Source organism: Pacificitalea manganoxidans (genome assembly GCF_002504165.1).
Classification (GTDB): domain Bacteria; phylum Pseudomonadota; class Alphaproteobacteria; order Rhodobacterales; family Rhodobacteraceae; genus Pacificitalea; species Pacificitalea manganoxidans.
Genome location: NZ_CP021404.1, coordinates 466,064 through 485,156 on the forward strand (window position 1 = coordinate 466,064; position 19,093 = coordinate 485,156).

Genomic DNA, 19,093 nt, shown 5'->3' on the forward strand with positions numbered 1-19,093 from the left:
CGCAGGGTGGCCGTTGGCCGCTGCGGGGATGTCTCCATTCGGGAAGCGCATATGAAAAGGCCCCCGCCGTGGCAGCGGGGGCCTTGAAATGAGCGATTTGCGCGGGGCTCAGAAATCCCAGTCGTCGTCTTCCGTCGCGACGGCTTTGCCGATCACATAGGAGGAGCCGGAGCCCGAGAAGAAGTCGTGGTTTTCATCCGCGTTCGGCGACAAGGCGGCCATGATCGCCGGGTTCACTTCGCAGACGTCATCGGGGAACAGCGCCTCGAAGCCCAAGTTCATCAGCGCCTTGTTGGCGTTGTAATGCAGGAAGTGCTTCACGTCCTCGGTCAGGCCCAGCCCGTCGTAGAGCGTTTCGGTGTAACGGGTTTCGATCTCGTAAAGCTCGAACATCAGCGAGAAGGCGAAATCCTTTAGCTCTGCGCGCTCGGCCTCTGACAGCCGTTCCATGCCGCGCTGGAACTTGTAGCCGATGTAATAGCCGTGCACGGCCTCGTCGCGAATGATGAGGCGGATCAGGTCGGCAGTGTTGGTCAGCCGGGCGCGGCTGGACCAATGCATCGGCAGGTAGAACCCCGAATAGAACAGGAAGCTTTCCAAAAACACGCTGGCGATCTTCTTGCGCAGCGGATTCGCGGTAGCGTCGTATTCGTTGAGGATCAGCTTCGACTTGGCCTGAAGCTGCGCGTTTTCTTCGGACCAGCGGAACGCCTCGTCCACCTCGGCGGTGGAGCACAGCGTCGAGAAGATCGACGAATAGGACCGCGCGTGCACCGCCTCCATAAAGGCGATGTTGGACAGCACGGCCTCTTCGTGCGGGGTCACGGCATCGGCCATCAGAGCAGGGGCCCCGACACTGTTTTGAATGGTGTCGAGCAGCGTCAGACCTGTGAACACCCGGATCGTCAGCCGCTGTTCGGCCTCCGTCAGCTGTGCCCAGCTGGGAATGTCGTTCGACAGGGGCATCTTTTCCGGCAGCCAGAAATTGACCGTCAGCCGGTTCCAGATCTCCAGATCCTTATCGTCCTGCAAGCGGTTCCAGTTGATCGCGCGGGGCAGGGGGCGGGAATGGGTCATGTCTTTCATCATCTTGCCTTAGAGCGAACAGGAAACGCAGCCCTGCACCTCGGTCCCTTCAAGGGCCATCTGGCGCAGGCGGATGTAGTAGATCGTCTTGATGCCTTTCTTCCACGCGTAGATCTGCGCGCGGTTGATATCGCGGGTGGTCGCGGTATCGCGGAAGAACAGCGTCAGTGACAGACCCTGATCGACATGCTGGGTCGCGGCGGCATAGGTGTCGATGATCGCCTCGGGGCCGATCTCATATGCGTCGCGGTAATATTCGAGGTTGTCGTTGTTCATATAGGGCGCGGGATAGTAGACGCGACCGATCTTGCCTTCCTTGCGGATCTCGATCTTCGACGTGATCGGATGGATCGAGGAGGTGGCATTGTTGATGTAGCTGATCGAGCCGGTCGGCGGCACGGCCTGCAGGTTCCGGTTATAAAGCCCGTGTTTCTGCACATCCGCGGCCAGCGCCGTCCAGTCATCGCGCGTCGGCACCGACACGCCTGCGGCGTCGAACATTTCCTGCACGCGCGGCGTCTCAGGCAGCCAGTCGCGGCTGGTGTAACGCTCGAAGAAGCTGCCATCGGCGTAGGAGGAGTCCTCGAACCCGACGAAGGTTTTGCCCCGTTCCCGCGCCAGCGCATTGGACGCCCGCAGGCAGTGGTAGAGGATGGTGCAGAAATAGATGTTGGTGAAGTCGAGCCCCTCGGCGGAGCCGTAATGCACATGCTCGCGTGCCAGATAGCCATGCAGGTTCATCTGGCCCAGCCCGATCGCACGGCTTTCGTCATTGCCGTGGCGGACCGAGGGCACGCTGTCGATCGCGGACATGTCGGACACGGCGGTCAGCGCGCGGATCGCGGTGTCGACCGTCTGGCCCAGATCGCCGCCATCCATCGCCTTGGCGATGTTGAGCGAGCCGAGGTTGCAAGAAATATCCGTGCCCATCTCTTCGTAGCTCAGGTCGTCCTTGAAGCTGGACGGGCGGTTCACCTGCAAAATCTCGGAGCACAGGTTCGACATGGTGATGCGGCCCGCGACGGGGTTCGCGCGGTTCACCGTGTCTTCGAACATGATGTAGGGGTAGCCGCTTTCGAACTGGATCTCGGCAATTGTCTGGAAGAACGCGCGCGCGTTGATCTTCTTTTTGCGGATGCGGCTGTCGGCGACCATCTCGTGATATTTCTCGGAGACGGAGATTTCCGAGAACGCGCAGCCATAGACCTTCTGCACGTCATGCGGCGAGAACAGATACATGTCCTCGTTTTTCTTCGCGAGTTCGAAGGTGATGTCGGGGATCACCACGCCAAGACTCAGTGTCTTGATGCGGATCTTCTCATCCGCGTTCTCGCGCTTGGTGTCGAGGAAGCGCAGGATGTCGGGGTGATGCGCGTTCAGATAGACCGCGCCCGCGCCCTGACGCGCGCCAAGCTGGTTGGCATAGGAGAAGCTGTCTTCGAGCAGCTTCATCACCGGGATCACGCCGGAGGACTGGTTCTCGATCCCTTTGATGGGGGCGCCATGCTCGCGGATATTGGTCAGCATCAACGCGACGCCGCCGCCGCGCTTGGACAGTTGCAGCGACGAATTGATCGCGCGGCCGATACTTTCCATGTTGTCTTCGATGCGCAGCAGGAAGCAGGAGATAAGCTCCCCGCGCTGTGCCTTGCCCGCATTGAGGAAGGTGGGCGTCGCGGGCTGGAACCGGCCGCCGATGATTTCTTCCATCAGCCGAACGGCCAGATCCTCGGACCCCTGCGCCAGCGCCAGCGCGACCATGCACACGCGGTCCTCATACCGCTCCAGATAGCGCTGCCCGTCATTGGTCTTCAGCGTGTAGGAGGTGTAATATTTGAATGCGCCGAGGAAGGTCGGGAACCGGAACTTCTTGGCGTAGGCCATGTCCCACAGCTTGTGCACGAAGGCGCGGTCATAGGCGTCGAGTACCTCGCCCTCGTAGTAGCCTTCTTCGACAAGGTAGCCCAGCTTTTCGTCCAGCGAGTGAAAGAACACGGTGTTCTGGTTCACATGCTGCAGGAAATACGCCCGCGCGGCGCGGCGGTCCGCGTCGAACTGAATGCGGCCTTCCGCGTCATAGAGGTTCAGCATCGCGTTCAGCGCGTGGTAATCCAGCGCCGGTTTGGCCGAGGCGCTCGCGCCATGCTTGTCTAGTGCGGTTCGGTCGAGAGTTGCGCTTTCCAAAACCTGTCCAATCCTTGGCGAATGCGGGCGATGTCCCCGTCGGTTCCGGCAAGCTCGAATCGTGCCAGAAGGGGAACGTCGCATTTAGCGGCTATGATACGGCCCGCAAGGGCGAAGGTCGCCCCGAAATTGCGGTTGCCCGAGGCGATCACGCCCCGGAGATGACTGCGGGTTTCCGCGTCGTTGAGAACGCGGATGACCTGTTTCGGCACCGCGCCCCGGCCCTCGCCGTCCGAGTATGTCGGACAGACCAGAACGAAAGGCGCGCGCGGCGGCGTAAAGGGCTCGGAACTGCGGATAGGAATCCGCGATGCCGGCAGGCCCAGCCGGTCAATGAAACGTCGGGTGTTACCGGAGCCCGACGAGAAATAGATCAAGCCGGGCATCGCGGGAACCGGCGATCAGGCGAGCGCGCCGATCTTGTCGGGGCGGAACCCGGCCCAATGATCGTCGCCTGCCATTACGACCGGCGCCTGGCGATAGCCCAGCTCCTGCACGCGGGTCATCGCGGCGTCGTCTTCGGTCAGGTCGATCACCTCGAAATCGAGGCCGCGCGCGGACAGGGCGCGGGTGGTTGCGGTGCACTGCACGCAGGCCGGCTTGGAATAAACGGTGATGGTCATCTGCTATCGTCCCCGAAGTGTTGCTTGAGCGGGAAGTCCGACCCTCCACACCAGATATAGGACTATATCCGCCGTGTTGAAGCCGGGCCTCGCCCGTGTCGTCATCTGCGTCTCGGGATGCTTTGCATCCGCCACGGCCCGCGCGCGCCTGATCCGTTCATGCCGGTATCCGGCAAGCCAACGGAGCAAGGCTCATCGCGTATATCTGCGGGGGCAGCGCCGGATTGGACCGGCTTCCCGTCTGGCCGAAACGTCGGAACCAAAGCACCAAGACAACAGCATATAGAGGGCGGATGGCCTATTGTGTCAATATATGGAAAAGGCTTGACGCGGGCTTTTGTTTGGGGGGCCGAGGGTGCGCCTGATTTGCGGGCAGCACGCGACGGTGTTTGACACGAAAAGAGGGCGCGCGAGATCAGGCACTTGCCCCCTCGCGCGCCCCTTTGTCCAGTGGCGAAATATTCCCTCGCGGAAGGGTTAGTCTCGCTCCATTCCCGCCAGCAGATCGGCATTGCCCCCGGCGGCGGTCGTGTCGACGCACAAATGTCGCTCATGTGCCACATGCCCCGCATCGGGGCGGCCTGTGATGAGCGGCAGGATTGGCCCGTCCCGCTGGGCCAGCGCCTGCGCCAAGGGCCGCGCATCGGTCTCAGAGCCCCAGAACAGCACAGCGGACAGCCCGGTCAGACCGCGCAGGGTGTCAGGCGTCACCGTGCCTTCGGCGATCACCGCGTGGCCGCCCAAGGCCTCGACCGCGTCGGCCTGCGCGCGCGCGGCTTCGGCGCCCGGTCCCATGCATAGCAGCGACGCCCGGCTGACCAGCCGCAGCCGGTTCGATTCGCCGGTGGGTCCGGGCAGGTCCGTGACCCGCAGCACCTGTTCGCGCGGTGCGGCGTCGAGCGCGCGTTGCAGCGCCGCAGGATCGGCCTGAGCGGTGGTGTCGGGGTGAGTGACTGGGGCCGTGACGGGATGGCCCGGCTCCGGCGCGGTGTAGCGCGTCAGGTAGTTTGGTCCGCCCGCCTTCGGCCCTGTGCCGGACAGCCCCTCGCCGCCAAAGGGCTGGGAGCCGACGATGGCGCCGATCTGGTTGCGGTTCACATAGGCGTTGCCGACCTCGATCCGGTCCGCGATGTCCTGCACCCGCCCGTCGATCCGGGTGTGCAGCCCAAAGGTCAGCCCATAGCCGGTGGCGTTGATCGCGGCGATGACCTGCTCCAGCTCCCGCGCCTTGAACGTGGCGACGTGCAGAACCGGCCCAAAGATTTCCTGCTCCAGATCGGCGATGCCGCCGATACGGATCAGCGCCGGGCCGACAAAGGTGCCGTCGGCGGGCGTCTCGAGTTGCTTGATCAGCCGACCCTCGGTGCGGGCGGTGGCGATATGCGCGTCGATCCCGGCCTTGGCTTCGGCATCGATGACCGGGCCCACATCGGTGGACAGGTGCCACGGATCGCCCAGCCGCAATTCGTCCATCGCGCCCTGCAGCATTTCCAGCAGCGTGTCCGCGACATCCTCCTGAACATATAGACAGCGCAAGGCGGAGCAGCGTTGCCCTGCCGACTGGAATGCCGAGGCAACGATGTCGCGGATGGCCTGTTCGGGCAGCGCGGTGCTGTCCACGATCATCGCGTTCAGGCCGCCGGTTTCCGCGATGAGCGGCGCGCCGGGGGCAAGTGCGTAGGCCATGGATCGACGGATGCGCAACGCGGTGTCGGTCGAGCCGGTAAACGCGACGCCGCTCACGCGCCCATCGCCGGCGATCGCCGCGCCGACCACATCGCCGCGACCGGGCAGCAATTGCAGGGCACTGCGCGGCACACCGGCTTCGTGCAGCAGGCGCACGGCGTGATCGGCGACCAGCGCGGTCTGTTCCGCCGGTTTCGCCAGCACACCATTGCCCGCCGCCAATGCCGCCGAGATCTGCCCGGTAAAGATCGCAAGCGGGAAGTTCCACGGGCTGATGCAGGCAAAGATGCCGCGCGCGGGGCGGCTCAGCGCCTCGCCGCCATTGGCGTAGTAGCGCAGAAAATCGACCGCTTCGCGCAGTTCGCCTACGGCGTCAGGCAGGCTTTTGCCCGCTTCCTGCGCCAGCAGGGCAAAGAGCGGGCCAAAGTCACGCTCATAAAGATCAGCGGCACGGCGCAGCACCTGTGCGCGTTCGGCGGCGGGGACTTGCCACGGGGCGGCATGGTCGAGCGCGCGGGCGACATCCTTGGCGCTGGCCTCCTGCACCTGCGCGACGACCGCGCCGGTGGCAGGGTTGTGCACCGTGACCGTGCCGCCCGTGCCCGGACCGGCATCCCCGGCAAGACGCGGGGCGGCATCGGGCACCGTCACACCTGCGCGCGCAGCGTCGATCCGCGCCAGCGTCGGGCCATCGGTCAGGTCAAACCCCATCGAATTGCGCCGCCCCGGGCCAAAGATCTCGGGCCCCGGCGCCAGCATCGCATTGCGGTTGGCCTCGGGCGTGCCAAGCGCGGTGAAGGGGTCGGCGGCGACGGTTTCCGGCGCGACCTCCTCATCGACGATCTGGTTGACGAAGGACGAATTCGCGCCGTTCTCCAGCAGCCGCCGCACCAGATAGGCCAGCAGGTCGCGATGCGCGCCCACCGGGGCGTAGATCCGGCAACCGGTGCCCTCGGCATCATGCACGATCTGGTGCAGCCGCTCGCCCATGCCATGCAGACGTTGAAACTCGTAGCTGCCCGGCGCGGCGTCGCGCGCCATATGCAGCACGGCGGCGACGGTATGGGCATTATGCGTGGCGAACTGCGGATAGATCCGGTCGGTCATCTGCAGCAATTTGCGCGCATTGGCGATGTAGCTGACATCGGTTGCGGCCTTGCGCGTGAACACCGGGAAATCCTCCAGCCCTTCGACCTGCGCGTGCTTGATCTCCGTGTCCCAATAGGCGCCCTTGACCAGCCGCACGGTGATGCGGCGGTCGTGCCGTTCGGCCAGCGCATGCAGCCAATCAAGCGTCAGCGCGGCGCGGCGGCCATAGGCCTGCACCACCACGCCGAAACCGTCCCACCCGGCGAGCGACGGATTGGCCAGCGCGGCCTCGATCACCTTGAGCGAGATTACCAGCCGGTCGGCTTCCTCCGCGTCGATGTTAAGCCCCATGCCCGCCGCTTTCGCCTTGCGGCACAGGTCGGTGAGGATCGGCACCAACTCCTCCAGCACGCGGGCTTCCTTGGCGACCTCGTAGCGCGGATGCAGAGCCGACAGTTTGACCGAGATGCCGGGATTGCGGCGGATATCCTGACCCTTGCAGCGCTTGGCGATGGCGTCGATTGCGCCAGCATAGGCGTCGTAATAGCGCCGCGCATCCCTCGCGGTCATCGCCGCCTCGCCCAGCATGTCATAGGAATAGGTGTAGCCCTTGGCCTCCATCTTGGCCGCACGGTCCAGCGCGCCTTCGATGGTTTCGCCTAGCACGAACTGCCGTCCCATTTCCTTCATCGCGCGGCCGACGGCGGTGCGGATCACCGGCTCGCCCAGCCGCTTCACCGCGCCGCGCAGATGGCTGGCAATGCCGGGGCTGCGGCGGTCGTCCAGCACCTTGCCCGTCAGCATCAGCGCCCAGGTCGACGCGTTGACGAGGCTGGAGGCCGAATGACCCAGATGCTTGCCCCAGTCCGAGGGGGCGATCTTGTCCTCGATCAGATCGTCGATGGTTTCCGCATCCGGCACCCGCAGCAGCGCTTCGGCAAGGCACATCAACGCGATGCCTTCCTCAGTCGACAGCCCATATTCCGCGAGAAACACCTCCATCAGGCCGGGGCGGGCATCCGCGCGCACCTTCTTCACCAAATCGGTCGCTTCCGCGTGAATGGCCGCGCGGTCGGCGGGCGACAAGTTCGCCTGCGCGATCAGCGTCTCCAGCAGCGGTGCTTCGGGCGCGTGTTTGGCGGCTTCGATCCGGGTCAGGGGCAGCGGTGCGGTCATCGGGGATCTCCTGTCGGCGGCGGTCATGTGAGACCATGTAATGCGGTTTCGGACCGCGTCGCGCCATGTTACGGCAGGATGGATGGTCAGATTGACCATTGTCGTGATGTGAGTAGTTGAAATGACCAAATTAGATGCCAAAGGCGGTCCGCTTGACCTGGCGGGGCTGGACCGGATGGACCGGGCGATCCTTGCGGCGCTGACCGCGGATGGCCGGATTTCGCTGACCGATCTGGCGGCGCGCGTCGGCCTGTCAAAGACCCCGGTCACCGCCCGTGTGCGCCGGATGGAGCGCGACGGCATCATCACCGGCTACAGCGCCACGCTGTCTTGGGCGCGGCTCGGGCTCGACCATGTCGCCTTTGTGGAGGTGAAGCTGTCGGACACGCGTGAACGCACGCTCAGCGCCTTCAACGCGGCGGTGCGGCAGGTGCCGGAGGTGGAGCAATGCCATATGATCGCGGGCGGTTACGACTACCTATTGAAAGTGCGCACCACCGATATCAGCGCCTATCGCCGGGTGATGGGGGAACGCATTTCCAGCCTGCCCCATGTTGCCTCAACCTCCACCTATGTCGCGATGGAGGCGGTGAAGGACAGCAGCCTGCTGGAATGACCGCCACGCCCCGCCGTTAGCGTTTCCGAAACCCGTCTGCCGCTAGACTGTCGCGACGCCGGGCCTGCTGCGGGCCCGCCCTGCCGACAGGAGGTGACGGATGGCCGCATGGCCGCGCATAGCGGACCGGGTGCGCAGCCGCGTGCGGGGCGGGGCGCTGGCCTTTGCGCTGGCCTTTTGCGTGGGGCTGGTGGCGGCGCTTGGCTGGCTGATGCTGCGCGAGATCGGCAATTTCGCCAATGCCGATGCCGACAACCCCCGTTGGACGCTCAGTCAGGTGGACGCGGAATTTTTGCAGTTTCGTCTGGGGTTGGAACAGGCCCAGCGGGACCCCCGGATGCTCGACGCGCTGCGGCGACGGTTTGACGTGATCTATACGCGAGTGAAATCGCTGCGCGAGGGCGACGCGTATAGCACCCTGCGCAACAACCGGGAATTTGAGGCAGCGTGCCTGAGTGTCAGCGGTTTCCTCGATGCCGTGGTGCCGCTGATAGACGGGCCGGATTCGGTTCTGCTCGCCGCATTGCCGCAGATCCGCGCGCGGGCGGCTGCGCAAAACGCGCGTGTGCGGCAACTGTCCCTCGGCGGGCTATCGACCTTTGCCGAGATCGCGGAAACCCGGCGCGCGGCGGCGGCGAATATGCTGGTGCGGATGGCGACCGTGCTTGGGCTGATCTTTGCGGGTCTGGCCGTGCTGTCGCTGTCGCTGCTGCGGCTAATCCGATCGGGGGAAGAACGTGCGGAGACGCTGCGCCGCACCGGGGTGCGCCTGCGCACCATCGTCGAAACCTCCCACGATGCGATCCTTGTTTGCGATGCGGGCGGGCGCATTCTGGAACTGAACGCCGCTGGCGAGGCGATGTTCGGTGTCTCGCAGGAGGAGGCGCGCGGGGTTTCGGCCATCGACCTGTTGGTTCCCGCCGAGGATCGCGCCGCGTTGCGCCGGGGGCGGCTTGCGTTTCTTGAGCGCGGATTGCGCCCTGATCCCGGTCAACGCCGGTTCGAGGTGACGGTGCAGGCGGCGGGCCGGACCTTACCCGTGGATGTGTCGGTGGACAGCGCCCAATCGGGGCGGCAGTTGGTGCATGTGGCGTTCTTTCGCGACATTTCCCGCCGCCGCGCGACGGAGGCCGCCCTGCGGGACGCCCGCGATCGCGCCCTCGCCGGGGAAAAGGCAAAGGCCAAGTTTCTCGCCGTCATGAGCCACGAAATGCGCACGCCGCTGAACGGCCTTTTGGGCACCATTGCCCTGCTGCGGGACACCGGGCTGGACCGGCGGCAGACGGGCTATCTGGATACGATGGCGTCGTCGGGGGAATTGCTGCTTGGCCTCGTCAACGACGTGCTCGACCTGTCGAAATTCGAAGCGGGCAAGATCCGCCCCGAACGCCGGGTTTTTGACGTGGGCGCCCTTGTCGCCGGGGTGGTCGAAAAAATGGAGGGCCTTGCCGCCGGCAATGACACCGCGCTGGGGTGGAGCTGGGTCGGCCCGCCCATGAAATCGGCGCTGGGGGATGAGCGCCGGTTGCAGCAGGTTTTGCTGAACCTTGTCGGAAATGCGCTGAAATTCACCCGTGGCGGCAGCGTCGAGATCGAGTGTGAAATGCTCGGTGCGCCGCCCGATCCGACCGTGCCGCAGGTGGAATTTCGCGTCTACGACACCGGGATCGGCATCGCAGCGGAGCATCTTGAACAGATCTTTCAGGATTTCGAGACGCTCGAATCCTCCGCGGATCGGAAGGCGGATGGCACCGGGCTGGGGCTTGGTATTTCGCGGCGGCTGGCGCAGTTGCTCGGCGGGGAACTTGGCGCGCAGAGCGAGCCGGGCGAGGGCAGCGTGTTCTGGCTCCGCCTGCCGCTGACGGTTCCGACGCAGGCGCAGATCACGTCCCACGTCCATGCCAGCACCCATGCCCGCAATCGCGATGCCGCCGCCATCGAAGGACCGCCGCCCGAGCCGATGTCGGTGCTGCTGGTCGAGGACAACAAGGTGAACCGCTTCGTCGCGCGCGAGATGATCGAGGCCGAGGGCCACCGCGTGACGGAGGCCAAGAACGGGCTGGCGGGCGTGGAAATGGCAGCAGCAGAGCGTTTCGATCTAATCATGATGGATATTTCCATGCCGGTCATGGACGGCGAGCAGGCCGCGCGGGCGATCCGGGCCGGAACCGGTGCCTCCTCGACGACGCCGATCATTGGGGTCACTGCCCATGCGCTGTCGGAGGCGGGCGACCGGCTCTGCGCGGCGGGGATGGCGGAAAACCTGTCCAAACCGATTGATCGCGCGGATTTGCGCCGTTTGCTACGCCGTTTTGCCAGCGCGCGGCCTGATGGCGCTGTGCCCGCCGAAACCCGCCTGCCCCGGATTAGGGCCCATCCGGACCGGCTGCTGGATCTGGTGCAATTGTCCGATCAGGCGGATGCGCTGGGCTGCAAGGTGATGCAGCAGCTATTCGATAGCTTCCTTCCGGAAATGGAGGAGGCGCTCGACAGTCTGGTCGCCTTGCCCCGCGATGAGCCGCAGCGCCTGCGCCATGCCGCCCATGCGCTGGCCGGGTCTTGCGCCAATTTCGGGCTGCATGAACTGCGCGCCGCGCTGGCCGAGATCGAGGCTGCCCCGGATCATGACACCGACGCGCGTCTGGCCCGGCTTGTCCCGCTCTGGACCCGAAGCCGCGCCGCCTTGCTGGAGTGGTGGCGCGAGGCGCGCGGCACGCCGGAGCAGGCACAGCCCGCAAGCCCCGAAGCGGCGGGGGCCGTGGATTACCCCGGCGGGGGCTGACCCCGGTCACGCTGCGCAGGAGGATCGGGTGGGCGTGATGATGGCGGGCACGGCGGCACCTATCAATCCGCTGCTGGTTTTCTTGACAGTCGCCAGCCGTTGCGCGGTCGCCAGCCGATGCGCGGCGGCTCCTCCACGGCAAGCGGGGGAACTTGTCGCTGCCCGCAATGGTTGAGAGCCGGAATGCGTGCGGCACAGCGCCTGCCGCTCCCCCTGCCAGCACCGAACCTCCGGAGGCCCGCTTATGAAGACCACCCTTACCGTCAATGGCAAGGCGAGGGAGCTTGACGCAGACACGCGCGTCACGCTTCTTGACGCATTGCGCCATCACCTCGGCCTTACCGGCACCAAGAAGGGCTGCGACCACGGCCAATGCGGCGCCTGCACCGTGCTGGTGAACGGACGGCGCATCAATTCCTGCCTGTCGCTGGCCTGTATGCATGACGGAGACGAGATCACCACGATTGAAGGTCTCGGCACGCCGGATGATATGTCGCCGCTGCAAAAGGCCTTCGTCAAACATGACGGGTATCAATGCGGCTACTGCACGCCCGGACAGATCTGTTCGGCCACCGCGATGCTGGATGAGATCAAGCAGAACTGGCCCAGCCATGTGTCCGACGATCTCGACGCTCCTGCCAAACTGACAGTGGAGGAGGTCGCCGAACGGATGAGCGGCAATTTGTGCCGGTGTTCCTGCTACCCCAACATCGTCGATGCCATCCGTGAGGTGGCCGAGGCAGAGGGGGAGCGGCCATGAGGAGCTTCGACTACGCCCGCGCGAATTCGGTGTCAGAGGCAACATCCGAGGCCAGCGTTTCCACCGACAAAGCTCGGTTCATCGCCGGTGGCACCAACTTGCTGGACCTGATGAAGCTGGAGGTCATGACGCCGGAAAAACTGGTGGACATCACCCGGCTGGACCTGCGCGACATCACCCCGACGGAGGATGGCGGCCTGCGCATCGGCGCGCTGGTCACCAACAGCGATCTGGCCGCTGACGCCACGGTGCGCCGCGATTACGCGGTGCTGTCGCGGGCGCTGCTCGCGGGGGCATCCGGACAACTGCGGAACAAAGCCACCACCGGCGGCAATCTGCTACAGCGCACCCGCTGCTATTATTTCTACGACACGGCCATGCCGTGTAACAAACGTGACCCCGGTTCGGGGTGCAGCGCGATTGGGGGCGCGACCCGGCTGCATGCAATTCTGGGCGCAAGCGAGGCCTGCATCGCCACGCACCCCTCGGATATGGCCGTCGCCATGCAGGTGTTGGGCGCGCAGGTCGAAACCGAACGCGCGTCTAACGAGGGGCGGCTGATCCCGCTGGCTGAGTTCTATAAACTGCCGGGGGACAGCCCGCATATCGAAACTGTGCTGGAGCCGGGCGAGTTGATCACCGCGGTGATCCTGCCCCCGCCACCCGGAGGCACGCATGTCTATCGCAAGGTGCGCGACCGGGCATCGTATGCCTTTGCGCTGGTGTCCGTTGCTGCCGTGATCGGCATGGACGGCGGGCGGATGGCGCGCGTGCAGCTGGCCTTTGGCGGCATCGCGCCCCGCCCGTGGCGCAGCGCGGAGGTCGAGGATCTGTTGCAGGGCGAAGACCCCGCGCCCGCCCTGTTTGACCGCGCCGCCGATCTGCTGCTGGCCGACGCCCGTGGCCAAGGCGGCAATGATTTCAAGATACCGCTGACCCGCCGCACGCTGCGTGCCGTGCTGGCCGAGGCCACCGGGATGGGAGACAGCCAATGACCGCGCATCTCAAGATCGACGGCCCCGATGAAAGCAACCGGCTCGACGGGATGGCGCAGGGGGTCATCCACACCCCCGCCGACCGGCCAGAGGGGGCACTGAAAGTCACCGGCACCGCAACTTATGCCGCTGAATGGCAATTGGATGGGGTCGCGACAGGCGTCTTGGCCCGCGCCACGATCACCCGTGGCAAGGTGGTGCAGGTCGATGTCGATGCTGCCCGCGCGCTGCCCGGTGTGCTTGATGTCATCACCGACAGTCGGCTGGTGCGAAACCCGGCGCAGGGCATGGCCAATGAATCCCCCGTGCAGGAGCCGGAAACCGTCAGCTATTTCGGCCAGCCGATTGCGCTGGTCGTCGCCGAAACGTTCGAGCAGGCCCGCCATGCGGCCCATGCGCTGCAAATCCGCTATGAAACGGAGGATGGCGCCGCTGTCAGCCCCGAGCAGTCCGAGGACATCGACCTGCCCGAGGGCAAACAGGTCGCGCAGGGCGATCTGGATCAGGCCATGGGGGGCGCGGCGTTTACTGTCGATCAGACATGGACCACGCCGGGGCACAATGCCTCCGCGATGGAGCCGCACGCGGCACTGGCGGAATGGAAGGACGGCAAGCTGACGCTGCACAGTTCCAACCAGATGCTGAAATACAACCGTAACGAAGTGGCGGATGCGCTGGGCGTCGATGCGGAGAAGGTCCGCGTGCTGTCGCCCTATGTCGGGGGCGGGTTCGGCTCGAAACTCGGCATCGGGCCGGAGGCGGTGGCAGCCGCGATCGCGGCTGAGAAGCTCGGTCGTCCCGTGCGCGTCGTGATGACCCGCCAGCAGGTCTATGAGACCGTGCTGCACCGCTCGGCCTCGCGTCAGCGGATTCGGCTGGCGGCGGATGAGGATGGTCGGCTTCTGGGGCTCGGCCATGACTTCACTGTTTATAACAACGTCGGCGAAGTGTTCAGCGAGCCGGTCGCGCAGGCCACGCATTTCACCTATCCCGCCGCCCATCGCGAGATCGTGCACCGGGTCGCCACAGTGCACCGGGTGCCGACGGGGTCTGTTCGGGCGCCGGGTGAATCCATCGGGGTGACCGTGTTTGAGAACGCGATGGATGAATTGGCGGAGGCCACGGGCATCGATCCGCTGGACCTGCGCCTGCGCAACATACCGGACCGCGATCCCGAATCGGGCAAGCCGTTTTCGTCGCATATGCTGGCCGAAGCACTGCGGGACGGTGCGGCCCGGTTTGGCTGGGAGGGGCGCGACCCCAAACCGCGCGCCCGGCTGGAGGGCGATTGGTATATCGGCACCGGCATGGCCGCCGCCGTGCGCGTCAACACGGTCATGGAAAGCAAGGCGCGGCTGTGCCTGAACCCTGACCTGACCGCCGAGGTCGAAACCGACATGACCGATATTGGCACCGGCACCTACGCGATCCTGACGCAGATCGCGGCGGAGCTTCTGGGTCTGCCGCTGTCGCAGGTGACGACCCGGCTGGGCGATACCGATCTGCCGCCCGGCGCCGGGTCCGGCGGGTCGTGGGGGGCCAGTTCTGCAGGCACGTCCGTCTACCTCGCCGGGATGAAGCTGCGGGAAGAGATCGCGCAGAAGCTGAGCATCGCCGAGACAGATCTGACGCTGAAGGATGGCATGGCGATCCACGGCAACCGGACGACGCCGCTGTCGGATCTGCTGGACGGACCGTTGGAGGTCATCGGCCATGTCGAGGGCGGCGATGCCGGAGAGACGGTTCGGCAGGCCACCTATGGCAGCCATTTCGCAGAGGTCGCGGTGAACCGTCATTCGGGCGAAACCCGTGTGCGGCGGATGCTGGGCAGCTTCGCCTGTGGGCGGGTGCTGAACGAAAAAACCGCCCGCTCGCAATGTCTGGGCGGGATGACCTTTGGCATCGGCATGGCCTTGACTGAGGAGATGCTGTTTGACCCGCGCGATGGCCACGTCGCGAACAACGATCTGGCCGAATATCATTTGGCGGTGAACGCGGATGTGCCGCAGCTGGGGGTTCATTTCGTGCCCGAGCGAGACCCTTGGGCCAATCCCATGCAGGCCAAGGGCATCGGTGAGCTGGGCATCTGCGGCGCGGCGGCGGCAATCACCAACGCCATCTGGCACGCCACCGGCGTCCGCGTGCGGGATTATCCCGCGACGCTGGATAAGATCCTGCCGTATCTCGATTGAGCGCGTTTCCGGTCCGGGTGATCTGCCCGGACCGGGGCCTTAGGCCAGTGGCAACCGCACCAGATGGTTGTCCCAGGCCTGTTCGGTCTTGGCCAAAGCACGGGGCTGTCCGCCCCGAAGCGCGATCAGCCCCCCAAGCCCGTCCGAAGCCAGGAATCCGTCGCCTGCTTCTGCCAGACCGCAGATATCGGCGCGGTGCACGGCCCCCAGAAACGTCCCGTCGGTGGTGTAGCGATGCAGCAGTCCGCCGCGCGGAGAGGTAATCGCCACCTCCGCACCTGCCGGACCATCGGTGATCGCGATGGAGCCCGCGTAATTCTGCATCATGATCTGTTCGGGCCCTGCCTCGGCCAGAATCGGCGCCGCACCCCGGCGATGGAGGCCCAGCAGCGGCGGCACGTCTCCACTGTCGCCTTCCCATTGCATTGCAAACCCAACCAACCCGTCCGGTCCCAATGCGAGGTGCCGGATCGAGTTCTGGTGCAGGTCGCGGGACAGTTCGACCTGATCGAGCAGCGTGCCCTCGGCGTCGATATAACTGAGGTTCGGGCGCATGCTGTCGATGTTCAGCTTCTCCCGGTCCTCGACATCGGTCGCGATTCCGCCATTGGCGACGGCCAGCGTGCCGTCAGGCAGCTGTTTAATGTCATGCGGGCCAATGCCGTGACTGTCGAGTTCGCCGCGCCGGGTGTAGCCTGCCGCGACATTCCAGACGCCGATACGCCCGGCGCTGTCGTCGATTCGCTGTTCCGCGGTCAGCAGGATCGCACCGTCATCGACATAGACGCCATGTCCGTTGAACACGCGGCCCTCGGGCGGGGTGAGGGTGTGCAGAACCCGACCGCCGACGCAGTCCAGAACGATCGCAAACCGCCCCGGACGACGGGCAAAGGCCACAGCCTCGGCGCGGTGAGGATGGCCTGCGCCCGCATGGCCGCGCGCGGGCAGGGGGATATGAAACACCCGCTCGCCCGCATCGGTCAGACCGTATAGCGCGTAGGTGCCATCCCGCTCCTGCGCTGCGGCAAGGTAGCCGGGGCTGCCCGCAGCCGCCCAGCCAAGTGCCGGGACAGACCCGGTGGCCAGAAGCCCGGCTAGAAATCCGCGTCGGGTTGCACGCATGGGAACCTCCTCAGTCGCCATCCATCGAATTGAGCCCCATCGACACGCCAAGCGCGGGGCCGAGTGTCGCTTCGATCTCGCGCTCCAGCTGCATGAGGCTGCTTTGCACCGATTCCACCCGGAACCGGCCCATCGGATCGGCCACGCCGGCAAGGATCGGATCGTCGAGCGCTTCAAGCTCGGCCCGCGCATTGGCAAAGGACGTGGCAAGCGTCTCGCGGGTGCGGTCATCTGGGGCAAGCCCCAGCGCCAGCGCTTCGTGCCCGTCGAGCGCACCAAGAAGATTGGCAACGCTGCGCCCGGCCAGCCGGCTTTCGGCCTGTTTGGGGCGGGGGGTGTCAAAGGTGCCCAGCGGGCCACCAAGCCGTTCGTTGATGTCGAAGCCGAGCGACGAGATCAGCGCGGTATAAAGCGCCTGGCGCGGTTCGCTGGCGTCAAGGAACCGGGTGTTGTCGGGCGCGCCGGGCGTCCGCATCGTGGTGCCGAAATTGCCCGCCCAGCCATCGCGCACGATGTCGGCCAGATCGGCCAGATCGGCGCTGATCGCCCGGACCGCCGCGCAAGCGCCGGAGTTCGCGGTGTAGTTGGAAAACCGCGGATCGAACAACAGCGACTCAATGGCGTAAAGCCCGCGCACGGACACGGGCGCCGTGGTCATAGAGCGGGCGGTGATCTTGGCCGGGGCGGTGGCGATCAACCGGGCCAGCGCGCGAGGCCGGTGCCCCTGTGCATCGGGCCAGTAGGCGATGGCATAGCGGCGGCCTTGATCCTCCAGCGGGCCAAGCCGGTAATCTTCGATCATCAGCCAGTCATCCACGGCCTGCGCCCACGCGGCGCGCAGCGGCTCGGAACTGGCGAGGCATTCGGTTTCAGCAGTGCGGGCCAGGGCGGCTGTGCTGCGCGCAAAGGCGTCCAGATGCGGAAGGATGACCGCTTCAATGACGTGATCGACCACCGGATCGACATCCTGCGCGGCGGTGCCTGCCATACCTGCGTCACCCGTCGAATCTCCGCTCGGCTCGCGCGCGATGGATGCCACGGGTGGCGGCGTCTCGGCGGTGTCGGACTGGGCGGTGTCGGACTGGGCAAGGGCGGGGGTGCCGAAGGTCGGTCCAAGCAACACCACGCCGGTCAGAGCGGTGCAGGCAAGGCGGCAGAGCAGGCGCATCAGATATCCTCCAGAAAGCGGAGCAGGGCGGCGCGGTCGTCCGGCTCCATCTCGACCACCCGGTCGCGGGCGGCTTGTGCTTCGCCACCATGCCACAGAACCGCCTCCAGCAGCGAGCGGGCGCGACCGTCATGAAGGTAACTTTCCCGTCCGGTGACTTGAGCGGTCAGCCCGATCCCCCAAAGCGGCGGCGTGCGCCATTCGCGCCCCGTGGCGCGGCCTTCAGGGCGATTATCGGCCAGCCCCTCGCCCATGTCGTGCAACAGAAGGTCGGTATAAGGCCAGATCAGCTGAAAACTCTGGGCCTGATCCTCGGCCTCCGGCGTCGCGCGGGCGGTCACATATTTGGGAGTGTGGCAGGCAGTGCAGCCGGTTTCATAGAACACCTGCTTACCGCGGAGCACCTCCGGATCGCCCGGCGCGCGCCGGGCGGGCACACCCAGATTGCTGGCGTAGAAGCTTACGAGGTCCAGCGCGTCGCCGCTGACCTCCAGCCCGGTGTCGCGATCACCGCCATCGGGCGCGGCGCGGCAGGCTTCCTGCGCCGGGCTGCATTCGCCGGTGCTGTCGGGAAAGATCGGCGTCGACAGGCCCATATCCCCGGCAAAGGCCGCAGCGGATTGCTCCTTTACCGTGGCCTTGCCCGCCTTATGCCCGAACCGGCCCAGCATCGGGGTATGAAACTCATCCGACATCACGATACTGGCGCGGCCAGAAATACCGTCACCGTCCCGGTCATCGGGGTCGGCACGGGCGAGGATTTCGGCAGCGGGGATGGATTCCAGAAGCCCCAGCCCGATCATCTGTGGCGCGATGCGGGGGGAGATCATCAGATCATCGCGCATCGGCCCGTAGCCGGGATCGGCAATGGCGTAGCTGGGCGCGCGCAGGGTTACGCTTTCACCGCCCGACAGCGCCACCGGCACATCGGTATAGTCGATGGTCATCTGACCTTCGGCGGTGTGACCGGCAAGCGCGAAGTTCTGCAACTGGCCGCCATAGACGGGGTCCGGGCGGGTGGCGAGCCAATCCTCGATTTCCGTCGCCGCTGCGGTGGAGGCCGGATCGTCCGTGCCATCATGAGGAATCGACAGCCGCAGAAACAGCGCGACGGGCGGGTCGCTTTCATCGACAGGTGGATGGCCGCGCCCGTCCTTCAGGTGGCACTGCTGGCAGCCGCGCGCATTGTATAGCGGGCCCAGACCGTCGCTGGCGATTGTTGAGCTGGGGGCCGATACCCAAGCGCGGGTGAAAAGCCCATTGCCGAGGTTGAACCGCATCCGGCCTTCCAGCCCGATATTGCCGGAGGGATCGGAAAACGCATCGGCCGTGGGGCGAACACGCACGGTGGCGGCCCCGGCGGGGTTTTCCTCGAACCGTTCGGGCGCGGTGAAATCGCGGGTGGGGGCTGTCACAGATGCAATGCGCGCGCGCTCGGATTTGCTGCGCGGCAGATAGGCGCCCTGCAAATCGGGCAGGGTTGCATGGCGGGGCGGCAGGCGCGCGGCATCGGGGTCCGCCGCGGGGGCGGTGCTGACGGTGCCGAGAAGACCGATCAGTGTCAGCCCGGCGAGGGTGGATATGCTGCGTCGCATCCTGCCTCGAACTCACGCG

At 65.7% G+C, this 19,093-nt stretch carries 13 protein-coding genes; 5 read left to right on the forward strand and 8 right to left on the reverse strand.

The genetic code is table 11. The features are described from left to right. Positions 1–108 precede the first annotated feature (108 nt). From nrdF to putA, 5 genes are all read right to left on the reverse strand, one after another. Positions 109–1,086 (reverse strand): class 1b ribonucleoside-diphosphate reductase subunit beta, encoded by a 978-nt coding sequence (gene nrdF, locus CBW24_RS02160; protein ID WP_088662487.1) that lies wholly within the window; start codon positions 1,084–1,086, stop codon positions 109–111. A gap of 9 nt (positions 1,087–1,095) precedes the next feature. After that, on the reverse strand, positions 1,096–3,177 hold the full coding sequence (gene nrdE, locus CBW24_RS02165) for a class 1b ribonucleoside-diphosphate reductase subunit alpha (RefSeq protein WP_232530291.1): 2,082 nt from the start codon (positions 3,175–3,177) through the stop codon (positions 1,096–1,098). Positions 3,178–3,236: 59 nt separating this feature from the next. Beyond that, a complete protein-coding gene (gene nrdI, locus CBW24_RS02170) occupies positions 3,237–3,656 on the reverse strand; it encodes a class Ib ribonucleoside-diphosphate reductase assembly flavoprotein NrdI (RefSeq protein ID WP_141100236.1) in 420 nt (139 codons plus the stop codon). A gap of 15 nt (positions 3,657–3,671) precedes the next feature. Further along, complete coding sequence (gene nrdH / locus CBW24_RS02175) at positions 3,672–3,893, reverse strand: glutaredoxin-like protein NrdH (RefSeq protein ID WP_088662485.1); 222 nt, start codon at positions 3,891–3,893, stop codon at positions 3,672–3,674. A 477-nt stretch (positions 3,894–4,370) separates the two neighbouring features. After that, a complete protein-coding gene (gene putA / locus CBW24_RS02180) occupies positions 4,371–7,844 on the reverse strand; it encodes a bifunctional proline dehydrogenase/L-glutamate gamma-semialdehyde dehydrogenase PutA (RefSeq protein WP_097372528.1) in 3,474 nt (1,157 codons plus the stop codon). 121 nt (positions 7,845–7,965) lie between these two features. On the opposite strand from putA, the gene CBW24_RS02185 reads away from it, so the two are divergent. The 5 genes from CBW24_RS02185 to CBW24_RS02205 all read left to right on the forward strand — a co-directional run bounded on the left by CBW24_RS02185 (position 7,966) and on the right by CBW24_RS02205 (position 15,189). Further along, positions 7,966–8,460, forward strand: coding sequence for an Lrp/AsnC family transcriptional regulator (locus CBW24_RS02185; protein WP_088662483.1), 495 nt, complete (start codon positions 7,966–7,968; stop codon positions 8,458–8,460). A 100-nt stretch (positions 8,461–8,560) separates the two neighbouring features. Further along, positions 8,561–11,242 carry a hybrid sensor histidine kinase/response regulator gene (locus tag CBW24_RS02190; RefSeq protein WP_097372529.1) on the forward strand — a complete coding sequence of 894 codons (2,682 nt, stop codon included), beginning with the start codon at positions 8,561–8,563 and terminating at the stop codon, positions 11,240–11,242. Positions 11,243–11,486: 244 nt separating this feature from the next. Continuing rightward, positions 11,487–12,002 (forward strand): 2Fe-2S iron-sulfur cluster-binding protein, encoded by a 516-nt coding sequence (locus CBW24_RS02195; protein ID WP_097372530.1) that lies wholly within the window; start codon positions 11,487–11,489, stop codon positions 12,000–12,002. After that, positions 11,999–12,997, forward strand: coding sequence for an FAD binding domain-containing protein (locus CBW24_RS02200; protein ID WP_097372531.1), 999 nt, complete (start codon positions 11,999–12,001; stop codon positions 12,995–12,997). The genes CBW24_RS02195 and CBW24_RS02200 overlap by 4 nt, the downstream gene beginning before the upstream one ends. Next, positions 12,994–15,189: a molybdopterin cofactor-binding domain-containing protein gene (locus CBW24_RS02205; protein ID WP_097372532.1), complete on the forward strand. Its 2,196-nt coding sequence runs from the start codon at positions 12,994–12,996 to the stop codon at positions 15,187–15,189. The genes CBW24_RS02200 and CBW24_RS02205 overlap by 4 nt, the downstream gene beginning before the upstream one ends. Before the next feature lie 39 nt (positions 15,190–15,228). Here the strand turns inward: CBW24_RS02205 and CBW24_RS02210 are convergent, their stop codons facing one another. The 3 genes from CBW24_RS02210 to CBW24_RS02220 are packed head-to-tail and all read right to left on the reverse strand — an operon-like array spanning position 15,229 to position 19,074. Then, entirely contained in the window at positions 15,229–16,311 is a 1,083-nt protein-coding gene (locus tag CBW24_RS02210) for a DUF1513 domain-containing protein (RefSeq protein WP_097372533.1), read from the reverse strand. Between the two features lie 10 nt (positions 16,312–16,321). Then, complete coding sequence (locus tag CBW24_RS02215; protein WP_097372534.1) at positions 16,322–17,479, reverse strand: imelysin family protein; 1,158 nt, start codon at positions 17,477–17,479, stop codon at positions 16,322–16,324. Continuing rightward, a complete protein-coding gene (locus CBW24_RS02220; protein ID WP_097372535.1) occupies positions 17,479–19,074 on the reverse strand; it encodes a di-heme oxidoreductase family protein in 1,596 nt (531 codons plus the stop codon). The genes CBW24_RS02215 and CBW24_RS02220 overlap by 1 nt, the downstream gene beginning before the upstream one ends. Positions 19,075–19,093: the final 19 nt, after the last annotated feature.

Excerpts from the sequence above, each read along its gene's own strand:
- nrdF (WP_088662487.1), bottom strand. The coding sequence starts at position 1,086 with ATGAAAGACATGACCCATTCCCGCCCCCTGCCCCGCGCGATCAACTGG.
- nrdE (WP_232530291.1), bottom strand. The coding sequence starts at position 3,177 with ATGCTGAACCTCTATGACGCGGAAGGCCGCATTCAGTTCGACGCGGAC.
- nrdI (WP_141100236.1), bottom strand. The coding sequence starts at position 3,656 with ATGCCCGGCTTGATCTATTTCTCGTCGGGCTCCGGTAACACCCGACGT.
- nrdH (WP_088662485.1), bottom strand. The coding sequence starts at position 3,893 with ATGACCATCACCGTTTATTCCAAGCCGGCCTGCGTGCAGTGCACCGCA.
- putA (WP_097372528.1), bottom strand. The coding sequence starts at position 7,844 with ATGACCGCACCGCTGCCCCTGACCCGGATCGAAGCCGCCAAACACGCG.
- CBW24_RS02185 (WP_088662483.1), top strand. The coding sequence starts at position 7,966 with ATGACCAAATTAGATGCCAAAGGCGGTCCGCTTGACCTGGCGGGGCTG.
- CBW24_RS02190 (WP_097372529.1), top strand. The coding sequence starts at position 8,561 with ATGGCCGCATGGCCGCGCATAGCGGACCGGGTGCGCAGCCGCGTGCGG.
- CBW24_RS02195 (WP_097372530.1), top strand. The coding sequence starts at position 11,487 with ATGAAGACCACCCTTACCGTCAATGGCAAGGCGAGGGAGCTTGACGCA.
- CBW24_RS02200 (WP_097372531.1), top strand. The coding sequence starts at position 11,999 with ATGAGGAGCTTCGACTACGCCCGCGCGAATTCGGTGTCAGAGGCAACA.
- CBW24_RS02205 (WP_097372532.1), top strand. The coding sequence starts at position 12,994 with ATGACCGCGCATCTCAAGATCGACGGCCCCGATGAAAGCAACCGGCTC.
- CBW24_RS02210 (WP_097372533.1), bottom strand. The coding sequence starts at position 16,311 with ATGCGTGCAACCCGACGCGGATTTCTAGCCGGGCTTCTGGCCACCGGG.
- CBW24_RS02215 (WP_097372534.1), bottom strand. The coding sequence starts at position 17,479 with ATGCGCCTGCTCTGCCGCCTTGCCTGCACCGCTCTGACCGGCGTGGTG.
- CBW24_RS02220 (WP_097372535.1), bottom strand. The coding sequence starts at position 19,074 with ATGCGACGCAGCATATCCACCCTCGCCGGGCTGACACTGATCGGTCTT.